This is a genomic window from Rhizobium leguminosarum, from assembly GCF_001679785.1.
GTDB lineage: Bacteria > Pseudomonadota > Alphaproteobacteria > Rhizobiales > Rhizobiaceae > Rhizobium > Rhizobium leguminosarum_R.
This window is the reverse complement of sequence record NZ_CP016286.1, coordinates 2,386,464-2,401,429: the sequence shown is the minus strand read 5'-3', so window position 1 is coordinate 2,401,429 and position 14,966 is coordinate 2,386,464. Positions and strand designations below refer to the sequence as shown.

At 63.0% G+C, this 14,966-nt stretch carries 15 protein-coding genes; 9 read left to right on the top strand and 6 right to left on the bottom strand.

What is annotated here, in order from left to right; translation table 11 throughout:
- Positions 1-10: 10 nt before the first annotated feature.
- The gene (serB, locus tag BA011_RS12060; protein WP_065280642.1) at positions 11-910 is read right to left on the bottom strand and encodes a phosphoserine phosphatase SerB; all 900 of its coding nucleotides are present in this window, start codon (positions 908-910) and stop codon (positions 11-13) included.
- On the opposite strand from serB, the gene miaA reads away from it, so the two are divergent.
- Positions 909-1,805: a tRNA (adenosine(37)-N6)-dimethylallyltransferase MiaA gene (gene miaA, locus BA011_RS12055; RefSeq protein ID WP_151343459.1), complete on the top strand. Its 897-nt coding sequence runs from the start codon at positions 909-911 to the stop codon at positions 1,803-1,805. The two genes, serB and miaA, sit on opposite strands and share 2 nt — an antisense overlap.
- A 20-nt stretch (positions 1,806-1,825) precedes the next feature.
- On the opposite strand, the gene BA011_RS12050 is transcribed toward miaA, so the two are convergent.
- Complete coding sequence (locus BA011_RS12050) at positions 1,826-3,310, bottom strand: PLP-dependent aminotransferase family protein (protein ID WP_186806547.1); 1,485 nt, start codon at positions 3,308-3,310, stop codon at positions 1,826-1,828.
- A 151-nt stretch (positions 3,311-3,461) separates the two neighbouring features.
- Between BA011_RS12050 and BA011_RS12045 the strand changes: the two genes are divergently transcribed.
- Positions 3,462-4,076 (top strand): LysE family translocator, encoded by a 615-nt coding sequence (locus BA011_RS12045; protein ID WP_065280639.1) that lies wholly within the window; start codon positions 3,462-3,464, stop codon positions 4,074-4,076.
- A gap of 21 nt (positions 4,077-4,097) precedes the next feature.
- Positions 4,098-5,024 carry a dihydrodipicolinate synthase family protein gene (locus tag BA011_RS12040; protein WP_065280638.1) on the top strand — a complete coding sequence of 309 codons (927 nt, stop codon included), beginning with the start codon at positions 4,098-4,100 and terminating at the stop codon, positions 5,022-5,024.
- On the opposite strand, the gene BA011_RS12035 is transcribed toward BA011_RS12040, so the two are convergent.
- Positions 5,009-7,033, bottom strand: coding sequence for an ATP-binding protein (locus BA011_RS12035; RefSeq protein WP_065280637.1), 2,025 nt, complete (start codon positions 7,031-7,033; stop codon positions 5,009-5,011). The two genes, BA011_RS12040 and BA011_RS12035, sit on opposite strands and share 16 nt — an antisense overlap.
- Positions 7,034-7,356: 323 nt before the next feature.
- Between BA011_RS12035 and BA011_RS12030 the strand changes: the two genes are divergently transcribed.
- Together BA011_RS12030 and ilvN are read left to right on the top strand one after the other, a co-directional pair.
- A complete protein-coding gene (locus BA011_RS12030; protein WP_151343458.1) occupies positions 7,357-9,147 on the top strand; it encodes an acetolactate synthase 3 large subunit in 1,791 nt (596 codons plus the stop codon).
- A gap of 20 nt (positions 9,148-9,167) precedes the next feature.
- A complete protein-coding gene (gene ilvN / locus BA011_RS12025; protein WP_003560902.1) occupies positions 9,168-9,740 on the top strand; it encodes an acetolactate synthase small subunit in 573 nt (190 codons plus the stop codon).
- Between the two features lie 48 nt (positions 9,741-9,788).
- On the opposite strand, the gene BA011_RS12020 is transcribed toward ilvN, so the two are convergent.
- Entirely contained in the window at positions 9,789-10,637 is an 849-nt protein-coding gene (locus BA011_RS12020) for an aldo/keto reductase (protein WP_065282511.1), read from the bottom strand.
- A gap of 149 nt (positions 10,638-10,786) precedes the next feature.
- Between BA011_RS12020 and BA011_RS12015 the strand changes: the two genes are divergently transcribed.
- Positions 10,787-11,380, top strand: coding sequence for a LysE family translocator (locus BA011_RS12015; protein WP_065280636.1), 594 nt, complete (start codon positions 10,787-10,789; stop codon positions 11,378-11,380).
- Here BA011_RS12015 and BA011_RS12010 read toward each other — a convergent pair.
- On the bottom strand, positions 11,372-11,848 hold the full coding sequence (locus BA011_RS12010; RefSeq protein ID WP_065280635.1) for a DUF2269 family protein: 477 nt from the start codon (positions 11,846-11,848) through the stop codon (positions 11,372-11,374). The two genes, BA011_RS12015 and BA011_RS12010, sit on opposite strands and share 9 nt — an antisense overlap.
- Entirely contained in the window at positions 11,848-13,122 is a 1,275-nt protein-coding gene (locus tag BA011_RS12005) for an SDR family oxidoreductase (RefSeq protein WP_065280634.1), read from the bottom strand. The genes BA011_RS12010 and BA011_RS12005 overlap by 1 nt, the downstream gene beginning before the upstream one ends.
- Before the next feature lie 97 nt (positions 13,123-13,219).
- Between BA011_RS12005 and nthA the strand changes: the two genes are divergently transcribed.
- From nthA to BA011_RS11990, 3 genes are read left to right on the top strand one after another with little or no spacing between them, the layout of a single operon-like run.
- Complete coding sequence (gene nthA, locus BA011_RS12000; protein WP_065280633.1) at positions 13,220-13,873, top strand: nitrile hydratase subunit alpha; 654 nt, start codon at positions 13,220-13,222, stop codon at positions 13,871-13,873.
- Entirely contained in the window at positions 13,870-14,529 is a 660-nt protein-coding gene (gene nthB / locus BA011_RS11995; protein ID WP_065280632.1) for a nitrile hydratase subunit beta, read from the top strand. Before nthA ends, nthB begins: the two co-directional genes overlap by 4 nt.
- Positions 14,516-14,884 (top strand): nitrile hydratase accessory protein, encoded by a 369-nt coding sequence (locus BA011_RS11990; protein ID WP_065280631.1) that lies wholly within the window; start codon positions 14,516-14,518, stop codon positions 14,882-14,884. The genes nthB and BA011_RS11990 overlap by 14 nt, the downstream gene beginning before the upstream one ends.
- Positions 14,885-14,966 lie beyond the last annotated feature (82 nt).

Sequence of the window (14,966 nt, the reverse complement as noted above, 5' to 3'; positions counted from 1 at the left end):
TTGTAAAATTTCAAGAGGCTATCGTGAAGCGAAAATCCGTCTTGCGATAACCCTGGATATAAAGCAGGGCGGTCAAGTCGCCGTGGTTGATGCGCATCTGCGCTTCGGCGGCAACAGCGGGCTTGGCGTGGAGGGCGACGCCGGAGCCGGCAAGGTGCAGCATGCCGAGATCGTTGGCGCCGTCACCGACGGCGATCGCTTCTTCCGGCGAAATGCCGAGGCTTGCTGAAATTTCGTTCAGCGCATCGACTTTCGCCTGTTTGCCGAGGATCGGTTCGGCGACGAAGCCGGAGAGGATGCCGCCGTCTTCGAGCAGCGTGTTGGCACGGTTCTCGTCGAAGCCGAGGGTGGCGGCGATGCGGCTGGTGAAGACGGTGAAGCCGCCGGAGACAAGCGCGGTGTAATGGCCTTTCGACTTCATGGTGGCGATCAGTTCCGGCCCGCCCGGGGTGAGCGTGATGCGCTTGGCAATGACCTCGTCGACGACCGATATCGGCAGCCCCTTCAGCAGGGCGACACGCTCACGCAGGGCAGGCTCGAAAGCGATCTCGCCGTTCATGGCGCGAGCAGTGATGGTCGCGACCTTCTCCTTCAGGCCGACTTCGGCGGCGAGTTCATCGATGCATTCCTGGCCGATCATCGTCGAATCCATGTCGGCGATCAGCAGCTTCTTGCGGCGGGTCTCCTGCTCCTGGATAACGAGGTCGATGGGCGCGCTCGATATGACGGCAAGGATATTGGCCTCTGCCGCTTGCCTATCGGTGCCGTCGCGCAGCGCGATGTCGCAGGCAACGCCATCGGCTAGCCAGTAGAGACCGGAAGCGTTCACGGCCTCGGCCGCCTGCTCGGCGATTTCGGGGGTCAGCACGGGATTTGACGGATTGGCAACAAGCGTGGCAACGAGGGCCATGATGGAAAACCTTCTGAGCACAGTGAACGCGATCCTGATAACCGGGCCGACCGCCAGCGGCAAGTCCGCGCTCGCCGTCGAATTGGCCAGACGCCATGACGGCGCGGTCGTCAACGCCGACAGCATGCAGGTCTACGACACGCTGCGGGTGCTGACCGCGCGCCCGTCGGATGAGGAAATGCAGGGCGTGCCGCATCATCTCTACGGCCACGTGCCGGCGGATGCGGCCTATTCCACCGGCGCCTGGCTGCGCGATGTCACAGCACTGCTGCCGGCGCTGAGGGCCGCAGGGCGGTTGCCGGTCTTCGTCGGCGGCACGGGACTTTATTTCAAGGCGCTGACCGGCGGGCTCTCCGATATGCCGGAGGTACCGAAGGCGCTGCGGGAGAAACTCAGGGCGCGGCTGGTGGAGGAGGGGCCGGACGGGCTCTATGCCGAACTTGCCGAGGCCGATCCCGCCATGGCGGCAAGCCTCAACCGCCAGGACGGGCAGCGGATCGTCCGGGCGCTGGAGGTGATCAAGGCGACGGGACGGTCGATCGCCGATTTCCAGGGCCGGTCGGGGCCGGTGGTGATCGACGCCGATGGGGCCCGTAAGATCGTCGTGCTGCCGGATAGGGCGGTGCTGCATCAGCGCATCAACGGGCGTTTCGAAAAAATGCTGCAGCAAGGCGCGGAAGACGAGGTACGGGCTCTGCTTGCGCTCGATCTGCCGGCCGAGACGCCTGTGATGAAGGCAATCGGCGTGTCGCAAATTACGGCGATGCTGAGGGGTGAGATAACGCGCGACGAGGTACTGGAGAAGGGTGCTGCGGCGACGCGGCAATATGCCAAGCGGCAAATGACATGGTTCCGCAATCAGATGGACGATAGCTGGGAACGGCTGACGGTTTAAGCTTCAGTTTGTTGCGGGCCTTATGCTTGAGACATCTGCTGGCTCAGCAGTTTGACGAGTTCGCCAACCGCCGACTGCAACTGGTCCGGCAGAAATCCGCCGAAGCCCAGCATCAGGCCGGGGCGCGCCGGCCGTGTGGCATACATCGGGGAGATCGCACGCAGGGCGAGGCCGGACGAGAGGGCGCGGGCTGCGAGTTGCACGTCGTCGACCTCCTCAGGCAGCCATAGAAGAATATGCATGCCCTGGTCGCTTTGCTGGACGCGGCATCCCTCAGGCAAGGCCCGCGCGAGCGCCGAAAGCAGAACAGCGCGGCGCTCGGCATAGAGGCCGCGGATGCGCCGGATATGCGCTTCGAAATAGCCTTCCCTCATATAGGCCGCCAGAACGTGCTGTTCGGCGGTCGGCGAATGCCGGTCGAGAATGGCGCGGGCGCCGGCAAAGGCTTCCGCGAGTGGCAAAGGGGCGATGACGTAGCCGAGGCGCAGGGAGGGAAAGAGCACCTTGCTGAACGTGCCGAGATAGATGACGCGTGAGGGACGCAGCCCTTGCATCGAGGGAAAGGGGTGTCCGGCATAACGCAGCTCGCTGTCGTAGTCGTCTTCGACGATCCAGGCGCGATTTTGGTCGGCCCAGGTGATCAAGGAATTGCGCCGAGCCATGCTGAGCGGCATTCCGATCGGATATTGGTGCGACGGGGTCACGAATGCGGCGCGCGCCTGCGGGCATAGCTCAAGGCCGCGTTCCACGTTCATTCCCTGTGCATCGACCGGCAGGCGATGCGTCTGGACGCCGAGATCATCGAGCACCGCCGTCAGGCCGGGATAGGCCGGGTCCTCGGCCCATACCGGATCGTCACGCGAGAGAAGGACCCGGCCCGCCATATAGAGGCCTTGCTGGGTGCCTGACGTGACGATGACCTGTTCCGGTTCGCAATGAACGGCCCGCGCGCGCCGGACATGGCCGGCAATGGCAAGCCTGAGTTGGAGCAAGCCCATGGGGTCGTGGTAACCCGAAGGTGCGGCCTGTCGCGACGCGCGCACGCGGTTGCCGAGACGGCGCCAGTTGTCGTCGGGCGCAATACCGCAAGCGGGGACGGCGATGGCGAAGGGAACGGGCGGGTGAGGGGTGAGCGCACGGGCGATGGCGATCAGCCGGGCAGCCTGAGAAGGCAGGTCGACAGCATCTGCGCTTGACGGCGCTACCGGATGAGGCGCGAGCGCCGGCGTTACGTCGATCACATCGGCGGCAACACGGGTCCCGGCTCCGACCCGCGCTTCGAGATAGCCTTCGGCGGTCAACTGATCGAACACCTCGACGACAGTGCCGCGCGCGATCTTCAGCGAAGCCGCAAGGCTACGCGTCGAAGGAAGGCGTTCTCCCGACCTCAGCTCACCGCGGGCGATTGCGTTCCGCAGGGCCTGCGCAAGCTGGCGACCGACATTGGCCGTTCGATTGATCGCGTTCAACGATGGTATCTCGATGATGCTGCGCCGTTTGGACATCGCAAAATGGTCCATAGAGTTTCTTCAAAAATGGCGCTTCATGGTGAACCACTTTTCGAGGAAAAGGAAGCGGATTGGCGGCTTCCCGATGGCGCATTTTTCGTCTTCGGGATCGTGCCGTGCGCGGGCGCAAACTTCTGGAAAAAGGCAAATGCAGGATCTTCTCGTCGTCTATATCGCTTACGTAATCGCTGCAGGCAGTCCTGGACCAAGCAACATGGCCATCATGAACGCGGCGATGCGACAAGGGCGTCGACCGGCGCTCGCCCTTGCCGCCGGGGTCATAACGATGTCGACCTGCTGGGGGCTGGTGGCGGTTACCGGCATCTCGACACTCCTGGTCCGCTATGCCCATGCGCTGCTGCTGCTCAAGGTCGTAGGCGGGCTGTACCTCCTCTGGCTCGCCTGGAGGGCGGCCCGCTCTGCAGTCGCCCCGGACAGGCCGGCAAGCGAGGTCGTTCGAGCCCCCGCGCAACTCGGCGCGCTCTATCGTCGCGGCGTTCTGATGCATCTCGGCAACCCGAAGTCGGTTCTGGCCTGGGTGGCGATCATGTCGCTCGGCCTCAAGCCGGGCGCTTCGCCGGAGATGGCCGTCACCGCCTTTGGCGGCTGCGTGCTCTTGGGGATCTCGATATTCGCCGGCTATGCCGTGCTCTTCTCCACGGCACCGATGGTGCGCGGCTACGCCCGTGCGCGGCGGTGGATCGAGGGCAGTCTTGCCGTCTTCTTCGCGGGCGCCGGATCGCGCCTTCTGTTCTCACATTGACCGGATTTTCAGGATCGCATCATGTCTATCGCTTCTCCATTTCATGGTCTTTCGGCCTTTCCGCCCACGCCCGCCGATAGGGATGGCCGGGTCGACACGGAAGCCCTCGGCCGCCTGCTGGAACGCCTGTGTGATGCAGACGTGGCATCGATAGGCCTTCTCGGCAGCACCGGGATCTATGCCTTTCTCACACGTGAGGAGCGACGGCGAACCGTCGAGGCTGCGGTCGAGTGCGTTCGCGGTCGTATTCCCCTCGTCGTCGGCGTCGGTGCTCTGAGGACAGACCATGCCCGGAGCTTGGCGAGGGATGCCGAGGCCGCCGGTGCAGACGCTCTTCTGCTTGCGCCGGTGTCCTACACGCCGTTGACCCAGGACGAAGCCTATGAGCATTTCCTGGCGGTCACCGAGGCGGCGAAGCTGCCGCTTTGCATCTACAACAATCCCGGCACGACCCACTTCACCTTCAGCCGGGAGCTTCTGCAGCGCCTGTCCGATATCGAGACGATCAGGGCCGTGAAGATGCCTCTGCCTGCTGACGGCGATTTCGCAGACGAGTTGGCGGCATTGCGAGAGAAGACCAGCCTTGCGATCGGCTACAGCGGCGACTGGGGCGCGGCCGAAGCGCTGCTTTCAGGTGCCGACGCCTGGTACAGCGTCATCGGCGGCTTGCTTCCGCGCGTCGCGCTTGCCCTGACCAAGGCCGCGATTGCGAGCGGGGGCGGCGAAGTGCGTCGGCTCGATGGTCTTCTCGAGCCGCTCTGGCAAACGTTCAAGGCGTTCGGAAGCCTTCGCGTGGTCTACACGCTGGTCGACCTTCTCTCACTCGCCAGGGCAGAGCTCCCACGCCCTCTCTTGCCGCTCCGGCCGATGGATCGGCAGCGTGTGCTCGAGGCCGTCGAGCCTCTGATCGCATTGGAGAGCGAGCTGAAGCGTCAATCCTTGTTGTAGAGGCTGCTCAGCGGTTTTTTCAGGATGCTTTCGCGCAGCGACGTGCCTGGCTCCCGGCGGGAGACGGCGGGCTGGTCCGCCGGCGGTGCCGGCCGGGGAAAGACCGGCTCGTCGCGGCGCATCTCGCGGCGGAGCGCGTCCAACCGGGGATCGATCGCGGGTGACGTGGCGGGGTCCAGCCGCGGTGTTTGCGGCAGCAGTTCGCGGCGGTAGGATTCGAGTGGCGCGACGGAAGAGGTGGGCGGCGCGTAGGGCTTCGCGTCGATATCCTCGTCGGCTGCATCAGCCTCGTCGAAACCTGCCACCGACGCGGCATAGTTCTGCTGGAAATTCGAAATATCGGGTCCGACGGTCACCGCCCGCATGCGGGTGACGATCTTGCGCAGATCGACCGTATCCGGATCCTCCTCGCTCTGCTTGCTGTTGGCGCTGGTCGCCTTCGGCAGGAGGTTTTCGTCGACGCGGGAAAAACGCATACGCATCGGCACGCTGATCGCCTCGCCAAAGGCGATCGCCTCGCCATTGCCGATCGAGGAGATGAAGCTCGTCGTCGAGATCGACGAGTTCGGAATGGCCGAGCGGATGATGTCCTGATCTCGGTCGTTGGCGAGGCGCATGGCAAAGAGCGTCGAGCACTGCGACAGGATCGTCTGGTCGAGTTCGCCCGGCCGCTGCGTGATGATGCCGAGCGAGACGCCGTATTTGCGGCCTTCCTTGGCGATGCGGGCGATCGCCTGGCGCGTCGGCACGAAGCCGAGGCTCGGATCGGAGGGGATATAACGGTGAGCTTCCTCGCAGACGACGAGCATGTGGATGGCGCCGTCGCTCCACAGCGCCACCTCGAAGGCCATGCGGCAGAGTACGGAGGCGACCGAATTGACGACCTCCGAGGGGATGCCGGCAAGCTGGAAGGTGCAGATCGGCCGATTCTCGCCGGGGATGCGGAAGATCTGCGCGATGGTTTCGGTGATTGTGTCGCTGATCGTGTTGTTGGAGAACATGAAGTGATAGCGCGGATCGTTGATCGCAGCGATGAGGCGCATCTTCAGCGACCGCAGGAAGGGCTTTTCCGAGCGGCCTTCCAGGCGGCCGATGCGCTCGTCGATCAGCGCCAGCAGATCGGCCATGCGGTAGGGAACCGGCGTGTCGGCGGTAATCGAACTCTTTTCCGTCGTGCGGCGCACCAGCGAATTGTCGCTGCCGCGGAAGGCGCGCTTGGCTTCCGGCAGGATATCGCGCAGCATATCGAGCTCTTCGGGCACCGGCGGGCGGCCGCGAAAGACGACTTCGGCGAACTCCTCAAGCCGCATCAGCCAGAAGGGCAGATCAAGCGTATCGGTATCGATGGTGACGGCGTGCTGAGGAAAGGCGGCGGCGAATTCGTTATGCGGATCAAGGATCAGGACGCGCAGCTTCGGGTCCGCCGCGATCGCCTTGTGCAGGAGCAGCGACACGGCCGTCGACTTGCCGACGCCGGTCGAGCCGACGACGGCGAAATGCTTGGAGAGCATCGAGGGGATGTGGATCGCCGCATCGATGCTTTCGTCCTGCGTCAGCTTGCCGATGACGGCGGTCGTACCTTCGCCGGCATCGTAGATGCGCATCAGGTCGGCCGATCGGATGCGGTGCGCGATGGCGCCGAGATAGGGATAACGCGAGATGCCGGTCGAGAATTCCTCGCGCCCGTCCTCGTCGACACGGACTTCGCCGAGGAGCTCGGTCTCGATCTTGAAAATATTGTCTTCGCCTTCGCCCCAGGCATGGCTGCCGGTGTTCATCTGATAGACGAGGGCAACGACGCGGTTGCGGCCGACGCTGATCGAAATCAACCGCCCCACGGACCAGAGTTCGGTCAGATCGGTGCCGCCCTGTTCGGCGACGGCGGCAATCGTCGCCCGCGAACCGCTGCATGCAACGACGCGGCCGAGAAAGCGATTCCCGGGCGTATGGCCATCGCGGCGATCATGCTCGCCTGCCTTGCCAGACATGCGCAAGTCGTTGTTGAGCAAAGGGCTACTCCCTGCGGTAGCGTAGAAGAATAAAGTCGATCCTTTAACAAATCCTTCATCCTATCGATTTTCGGGGATGCAGGCGTGGGGCAGTTTTTTATTGCGGCATGCGTTGACGCTGCGAAATTTTCTGTCTATCACTTCCGACCATGAAAATCGCAACGGCTCTTATCGTGGTGGGAAAGCGCATGGGCAGGATGGTGTAACCATCCGGCGATAGCCACCCATGCGCTAGATGACAGGCTCCTCAGGGGCCTTTTTTTATGCCCGAAATTCGGGCTTCCGGCCACAAACGCAATCCCAGCATCAAACGGAACAGACAGATGAGCACGGACAATCAGGCGGCAGGCAATCGGATGACGGGAGCGGAGATCGTTCTCAAGGCGCTGAAGGACAACGGCGTCGAACATATTTTCGGCTATCCCGGCGGCGCCGTCCTGCCGATCTACGACGAGATCTTCCAGCAGGAGGATGTCAAGCACATCCTCGTCCGCCACGAGCAGGGGGCAGGCCATGCGGCCGAAGGTTACGCCCGCTCCACCGGCAAGGTCGGCGTCATGCTGGTGACCTCTGGCCCGGGCGCCACCAATGCCGTCACGCCGCTGCAGGATGCGCTGATGGATTCGATCCCGCTCGTCTGCCTGACCGGACAGGTTCCGACCCCACTGATCGGCTCCGACGCCTTCCAGGAATGCGATACGGTCGGCATCACCCGGCCCTGCACCAAGCACAACTGGCTGGTGAAGGACGTCAACCAGCTTGCCGCCGTCATTCACGAGGCCTTCCGCATCGCCCAGTCCGGTCGTCCGGGCCCTGTCGTCGTCGATATTCCGAAGGACGTGCAGTTTGCGACCGGCGCCTACACGCCGCCCGCCGATTACGCGATCCAGAAGAGCTACCAGCCGAAGATCCAGGGCGACCTCAACCAGATCCATGCCGCGATCGAACTGATGGCGAATGCGCGCCGTCCGATCATCTATTCCGGCGGCGGCGTCATCAATTCCGGCCCCGAGGCTTCCAAGCTGCTGCGCGAGCTGGTCGAGCTCACCGATTTCCCGATCACCTCGACGCTGATGGGCCTCGGCGCCTATCCTGCTTCAGGCAAGAACTGGCTGAAGATGCTCGGCATGCACGGCTCCTACGAGGCCAACATGGCGATGCACGACTGCGATGTCATGGTCTGCATCGGCGCCCGCTTCGACGATCGCATTACTGGCCGTCTCAATGCCTTTTCGCCGAACTCGAAGAAGATCCATATCGATATCGATCCATCCTCGATCAACAAGAACGTCCGTGTCGATATCGGCATCCGCGGCGATGTCGGCCATGTCCTCGAAGACATGGTCCGCCTGTGGCGGGCGCTGCCGAAGAAGCCGGAAAAGGGCCGCCTGGACGACTGGTGGAGCGATATCGCCCGCTGGCGGGCACGCAACTCCTTCGCCTATACGAAGAGCAATGACGTCATCATGCCGCAATATGCGCTGGAGCGGCTCTTCGCCCACACCAAGGACCGCGATACCTACATCACCACCGAGGTCGGCCAGCACCAGATGTGGGCGGCACAGTTCTTCGGTTTCGAGCAGCCGAACCGCTGGATGACCTCGGGCGGCCTCGGCACGATGGGCTACGGCCTGCCCGCCGCGCTCGGCGTGCAGATCGCCCATCCCGACAGCCTCGTCATCGACATTGCCGGCGACGCCTCGATCCAGATGTGTATCCAGGAAATGTCGGCGGCGATCCAGCACGATGCGCCAATCAAGATCTTCATCATGAACAACCAGTATATGGGCATGGTGCGCCAGTGGCAGCAGCTGCTGCACGGCAACCGCCTATCGAATTCCTATACGGAGGCGATGCCCGATTTCGTCAAGCTGGCGGAAGCCTATGGCGCCGTCGGCCTGCGCTGCGAAAAGCCGGATGCGCTTGATGACACCATTCTGGAGATGATCGAGGTCAGAAAGCCTGTCATCTTCGATTGCCGCGTCGCCAATCTCGCCAATTGCTTCCCGATGATCCCCTCGGGCAAGGCCCATAACGAAATGCTGTTGCCGGACGAAGCCACCGACGAAGCGGTCGCCAATGCGATCGACGCCAAGGGCCGCGCGCTCGTCTGATCAGGGAAGGAACCAAGAACATGAACGCACACCTACAGCCCACGGGCTCCGCCTATTTCATCTCGCCGGAAACGGCGGCGGTCGAAAGCCACACGCTTTCGGTTCTCGTCGACAACGAACCGGGCGTTCTTGCCCGGGTCATCGGCCTGTTTTCCGGCCGCGGCTACAATATCGAGAGCCTGACGGTCTCCGAGACCGAGCATCAGGCGCATCTTTCCCGCATCACCGTCGTCACACGCGGCACGCCGCAGGTGCTGGAACAGATCAAGGCGCAGCTCGAGCGCATCGTGCCGGTGCATCGCGTCGTCGACCTGACGGTGCGCGCCCGCGAACTCGGCCAGGATCGCCCGATCGAGCGCGAAGTGGCGCTGGTCAAGGTGATCGGCGAGGGCGAGATGCGCGCCGAGACCCTGCGTCTTGCCGATGCCTTCCATGCCAAGGTGGTGGATGCGACGGTCGGCCACTTCATTCTGGAGATCACCGGCAAATCATCGAAGATCGATCAGTTCGTGGCGATCATGAAGCCGCTCGGCCTCATCGAGGTGTGCCGTACCGGCATTGCGGCGATGAATCGCGGCGTGCAGGGCATGTAAAAATTACAGCCCGGGCATGTAAGGCAATAATTGAGAAAGCCGCTGAGATCAAAGCATCTCCAGCGGCTTTTTCTTTGTGGGCGGTGGAAAGGCGGCGTCGAGGGCATCCCAGTCGTCGTCGGTGATGTCGAGCGAGACGCAGTCGCGGTTTTCAGCTGCGCGTTCGGCATTCGACGTCTTCGGAATGACGATGACGCCGTCGCGTTCCAGCAGGAAAGCGAGCGCCAGCTGGGCGGGCGTTGCCTGATAGGCCTTGGCGATGCGGATCAGTTCGGGATGGTGCAGGATATTTCCCTGCTCGATCGGCGAATAGGCCATGACGGGAATGCCGCGGCTCTGGCACCAGGGCAGCAGATCGAATTCGATGCCGCGGCGGGAAAGGTTATAGAGCACCTGGTTGGCGGCGACATTGGCGCCGTCGGGCACTCCGAGCAGTTCCTCCATGTCGTCGGTGTCGAAGTTGGAGACGCCCCAAGCGCCGATCTTGCGGGATGCCTTGAGTGTTTCAAAGGCGGCGACGGTCTCTGCGAGCGGATGGTCTCCGCGCCAGTGCAGCAGATAGAGATCGATGCGATCGGTGCCCAGCCGTTCGAGACTGCGCTCGCAGGCCTCGATCGTGCCTGTCAGGCTGGCATTCCAAGGATAGACCTTGCTGACGATGAAGACCTCGTCGCGCCGGCCCCTGATCGCCTGGCCGACGATCTCTTCGGCGCCGCCGTCGCCGTACATTTCGGCGGTGTCGATCAGCGTCATGCCGAGATCGATGCCGGCCCTCAGGCTTTCGATCTCCGCTTGGGCATGGCCGGCATCCTCGCCCATCGCCCAGGTTCCCTGGCCGAGCGCCGGCGCTTCTACGCCGTTCGGGAAGGTGATTGTCGGAATCCGGTTGTCTTGCATGATCTTTTCCATTTTGCAGGAGATTACGGCGAATTCTTATCTTTCAAGTAATCCTGTCACCATGACAATGATGTAATGGTATCGGCCACTTAGGACAGTTATGTTGACCTAAATAAACAGGCCGCAGAAAGCTGGCTTCGGGAGGTCGCATGCCGCTGGATACATTTCTCGCCCTCGTTCTCTTCGCCTTCACGACCTCGATCACGCCGGGACCGAACAATATGATGCTCTTCGCATCGGGCGTGAATTTCGGCTTCCGCAGGACGATCCCGCATATGTTCGGCATCGGTGTCGGTTTCTTCTCGCTGCTCATCGGCGTCGGCCTTGGGCTCGGCGCGCTGCTGCACACGGTGCCCGTGGTCTATACGGCGCTAAAATTTGCGGGCGGAACCTATCTGCTCTGGATCGCCTGGAAGATCGGCTCGTCGCGCTCGCTCAGCGAAGGCAGGAGTGGCGTCGAGCCGATGTCCTTCTTCGCGGCGGCCGCCTTCCAGTGGATCAACCCGAAAGCCTGGGTGATGGCGGTCACGGCGATGGCGACCTACACCAATCCGCAACTCTACCTGGTGAGCGTGCTGATCGTCGGTCTCGCTTTTGCGGCGGTCAATGTGCCCAGCGTTTCGACATGGGCAGGCTTCGGCTCGGCGCTGAGGGAATGGCTGTCCGATCCGGTGCGGCTGAAATGGTTCAATATCAGCATGGCGGTGCTGTTGGTGCTAAGCCTCTGGCCGATGCTAAAATAGAGTGATTGCCGGCTTCATCAGCATCAGCCAGAAAATGCCGATGACCGCTGAGAAGGCCGGAAAACCGCAGGCGAACCAGATGCGGTAAAGGCTGAAATAGGCCGGCGGCAGAGCTTTTCCCGCCGCTGCTGCGGCGCGGGCGAGATCGCGCAAACGGATCTGGATCCAGACGACCGGCAGCCAGAACAGGCCAGTCACGACATAAAGCAGCAGCGACAGCGCAATCCATCCCTCCGACAGTTCCCAACCGATCGACCGGGCCAGGAAATAGCCGGTCACCGGCTGGAGAATGGCTGCGGTGGCGGTAAAGAGGGTGTCGGCGATGACAACCGTGCTGGCGACATGGGCGATCAGACGGGGATCTCGTGTCCGGTGCGCCATCACCATGAAGAAGGCGATGCCGGCGCCGGTGCCGAAGAGAACGGTCGCGCCGATGACATGGGCAAGCAGCAGCCATTGCTCGAGCATCAGCGTTCATCCAGGATGGCAAGGGCCGTCAGCGTCAACAGGATCGACGGCAGCACCTTGACGAGAGGACCGAGCGGATCGAGCCAGAGCGCGGGTTCGAGCAGGCTGGCGCCGGCAAGATAAGTGAACGACACGGCCAGCATGCCGAGAAGGGCATGTTTCGCCAGCGGGCGAAGGAGGACGGCGGCGCCGAGAGCGATGTCGATCAGGCAGGTTGCAAGCGTCAGCGCCGTTGCTGCGGCCTCAGGCATCAACCGCAGGAAGTGAGCGGACGTCTTCTCCAGCGTCAGCAGCGGGATCAAACCTGAGAGAAGCCAGAAAACAGATAGGCCCGATATTACGAGCGGCTTCAGAAGATAGAGCCTGGCAAACCAGAGATCCTGTACGCCGGACGGATTGGCCGAGAGCGTCGCTGCCGCGGGTGTCGTGGCAAGACCGCTCTCCGCTTTCAAGCTCCGCACACCTTCCGACATGATGGTCATCGCCGTGGAGCGCAGCGGCGAACGCCAGCCGAGCAGTCCTGATAGATCGGCCAGCCACGTGACCGGGCCGGCAAGCCAGCGAGGGAGAGCGAACACGCGGGCTGGCTGCAGGCCGAGCCACTGGCGGTGAAGGCGGACGAGATCGGCGAGCGTCAGAACTTCGGCGGCGGCAAGATCGATATCGCCGGAGATGCCGCCGGAGACCGCCCGCGACACGGCTTCCGCCACATCGTCCAGCGAAAGCGTTTCGACCGGACTTTCGGCATGGACCAGCGGCAGCACCAGGGGAAAGGCGGCAAGCGCCCGCAGCAGCGCCGAGCCGCCATGGGCATTGCGGCCAAGAACGAGGGCAGGGCGCAGGATGAGGTAAGACAGGCCGCTTGCCGCCAGCGCCTCGTCGGCCCGCCGCTTGGTGGCGAGGAAGGGAAGATCGCCAGCGGCTCCCGCCGTCCTTGCCGATATCTGCACGATCAGCGGGCGCGATGAGCCTTTTGCGGCGGAATAGAGCGCCAGCATCGCCTCTGCCTGGGTGGCCGACAGATCATCCGACAGGCCGTCCTGCAGGGCGCCGGCGCAATTGACGACGACATGCTGGTCCTTGAGGATCTCGTCCCAATCCGCTGGTTTCGTCATGCGCGAGAGATCTGCGCGCTGCCAGTCGATCGCCGGCTGTTTCAGGCGCGCACGCGCGGGATTGCGGCCGATGCCGGTGACGGCGTGGCCGTCGGCAACGAGCCGGGCCGCGACGACGGAGCCTATGAAGCCGGTTGCGCCGAGAATCAGAATGTTCATGGCAGGAGATTAGCGGAAAAGCGCATGAGACATAGAAGGGCTTGGCGGGCCTGCGGCATATGTTAGAAATAGCGAGCAGTTTCGGGAGGGCTTCGCCTTGCACGACCATGACGACGACCATGCTCACGGAAATGAGCACGCCCAAGGGCATGATCACGACAACCATTATTCCGACATGCAGGCGCGCGTGAAGGCGTTGGAAACGCTGCTGACGGAGAAGGGGCTGATCGATCCGGCGGCGATCGATGCCATCGTCGAGACCTACGAGACAAAGGTAGGGCCGAGGAACGGCGCGCATGTCGTGGCAAAAGCCTGGAGCGATCCTGATTTCGCCGACTGGCTGAAGCGCGATGCGACGGCGGCCATCGCCAGCCTTGGCCATACCGGCCGGCAGGGCGAGCATATGCGCGCCGTCTTCAACACGGCCGAGACCCATCATCTCGTCGTCTGCACGCTGTGCTCCTGTTATCCCTGGTCGGTGCTCGGCCTGCCGCCGGTCTGGTACAAGGCGCCGGCCTATCGCTCGCGCGCCGTCATCGATCCGCGCGGCGTGCTGGCCGAATTCGGTCTGACCCTGCCTGAGGACAAGAAGATCCGCGTCTGGGATTCGACGGCGGAACTGCGTTATCTCGTCATTCCCGAGCGGCCCGAAGGGACCGATGGAATGGACGAGCAGACGCTCGCCGGCCTCGTCAGTCGCGATGCGATGATCGGCACGGCCGTTGCCCGCAAGCCGGAGGGCGCCACATGAACGGGCCGCACGATCTCGGCGGGCAGATGGGCTTCGGAGCTGTCGCGCCCGAGAAAGACGAGCCTTATTTCCATGCCGAATGGGAAAAGCGGGCGCTCGGCATCACACTTTCCTGCGGCGCTTTCGGCGCATGGACGATCGATGAAAGCCGGCATGCGCGCGAGAATATTCCGCCGGCCGATTACCTCGCCGCCAGCTATTACGAGATCTGGGTCCGCGGCATCGACAAGTTGCTCGAACGGCATGGTTTTGCGACGCGCTCGGAATTGCTGTCCGGTCATGCGCAGCAGCCAGGAGCCGTTCCGAAGCGGGTGCTGAAGGCGGACATGGTGCCCGGCGTTCTGGCGAAGGGCGGGCCTTGCGATCGTCCTGTTAAGACCGCGCCGCGCTTCGTGGCCGGCGAAGCGGTGAAGACAAAGAATTTCAATCCAGTAACGCATACGCGCCTGCCGCGTTATGCCCGAGCCAAAACAGGCGTGGTCGAGGCAGTGCAGGGTGCTTTCGTCTTCCCTGACGACAATGCGCATGGCGAGGGCGAAAACCCGCAATGGCTCTATACGGTCGTTTTCGACGGCGCGGAGCTTTGGGGCGGAGATGCCGATCCCACGCTGACCGTGTCGATCGATGCCTGGGAGAGCTATCTTGAGCCGGCATGAAATGTCGCCCCTGACGCAATCGTCCGGGCTGCCGAGGTCGCCGGAGGGCGAGCCGGTTTTTCCCGAGCCATGGGCGGCCGAAGCTTTCGCCATGACCGTGCACCTGCACGCAAAAGGCCTGTTCAGCTGGAGCGAATGGGCTGAAACGCTTTCCGCGCAATTGCACAAGCCCGGCCGGGCCGAAGATGGCAGCGACTATTTCGACTGCTGGGTGGCGGCACTCTGCGACCTTATTGTCGACAACGGCATCGCCGATGCGGAAACGATCCTGGCACTGCAGCAGAACTGGCAGCGGGCGGCGGAGGCGACGCCGCATGGACGGCCGATCGAGCTCGGCAACGATCCCTCACGCTGATCCTTAGAGCGGTTCAGCTGTTCACGGAAGCGCAGAACCGCTCTAACTCTTTGTTTTTGCGTAATTCCGGACGGAAAACCGC

What these genes read in the sequence shown, in the direction of transcription:
- BA011_RS12015 (WP_065280636.1), top strand. Translation starts at nt 10,787, where the DNA reads ATGCCGCTGGATACATTTCTCGCCCTCGTTCTCTTCGCCTTCACGACC.
- BA011_RS12045 (WP_065280639.1), top strand. Translation starts at nt 3,462, where the DNA reads ATGCAGGATCTTCTCGTCGTCTATATCGCTTACGTAATCGCTGCAGGC.
- miaA (WP_151343459.1), top strand. Translation starts at nt 909, where the DNA reads ATGATGGAAAACCTTCTGAGCACAGTGAACGCGATCCTGATAACCGGG.
- BA011_RS12040 (WP_065280638.1), top strand. Translation starts at nt 4,098, where the DNA reads ATGTCTATCGCTTCTCCATTTCATGGTCTTTCGGCCTTTCCGCCCACG.
- nthB (WP_065280632.1), top strand. Translation starts at nt 13,870, where the DNA reads ATGAACGGGCCGCACGATCTCGGCGGGCAGATGGGCTTCGGAGCTGTC.
- BA011_RS12030 (WP_151343458.1), top strand. Translation starts at nt 7,357, where the DNA reads ATGAGCACGGACAATCAGGCGGCAGGCAATCGGATGACGGGAGCGGAG.
- serB (WP_065280642.1), bottom strand. Translation starts at nt 910, where the DNA reads ATGGCCCTCGTTGCCACGCTTGTTGCCAATCCGTCAAATCCCGTGCTG.
- BA011_RS12050 (WP_186806547.1), bottom strand. Translation starts at nt 3,310, where the DNA reads ATGTCCAAACGGCGCAGCATCATCGAGATACCATCGTTGAACGCGATC.
- BA011_RS12010 (WP_065280635.1), bottom strand. Translation starts at nt 11,848, where the DNA reads ATGCTCGAGCAATGGCTGCTGCTTGCCCATGTCATCGGCGCGACCGTT.
- BA011_RS12005 (WP_065280634.1), bottom strand. Translation starts at nt 13,122, where the DNA reads ATGAACATTCTGATTCTCGGCGCAACCGGCTTCATAGGCTCCGTCGTC.
- ilvN (WP_003560902.1), top strand. Translation starts at nt 9,168, where the DNA reads ATGAACGCACACCTACAGCCCACGGGCTCCGCCTATTTCATCTCGCCG.
- BA011_RS12020 (WP_065282511.1), bottom strand. Translation starts at nt 10,637, where the DNA reads ATGCAAGACAACCGGATTCCGACAATCACCTTCCCGAACGGCGTAGAA.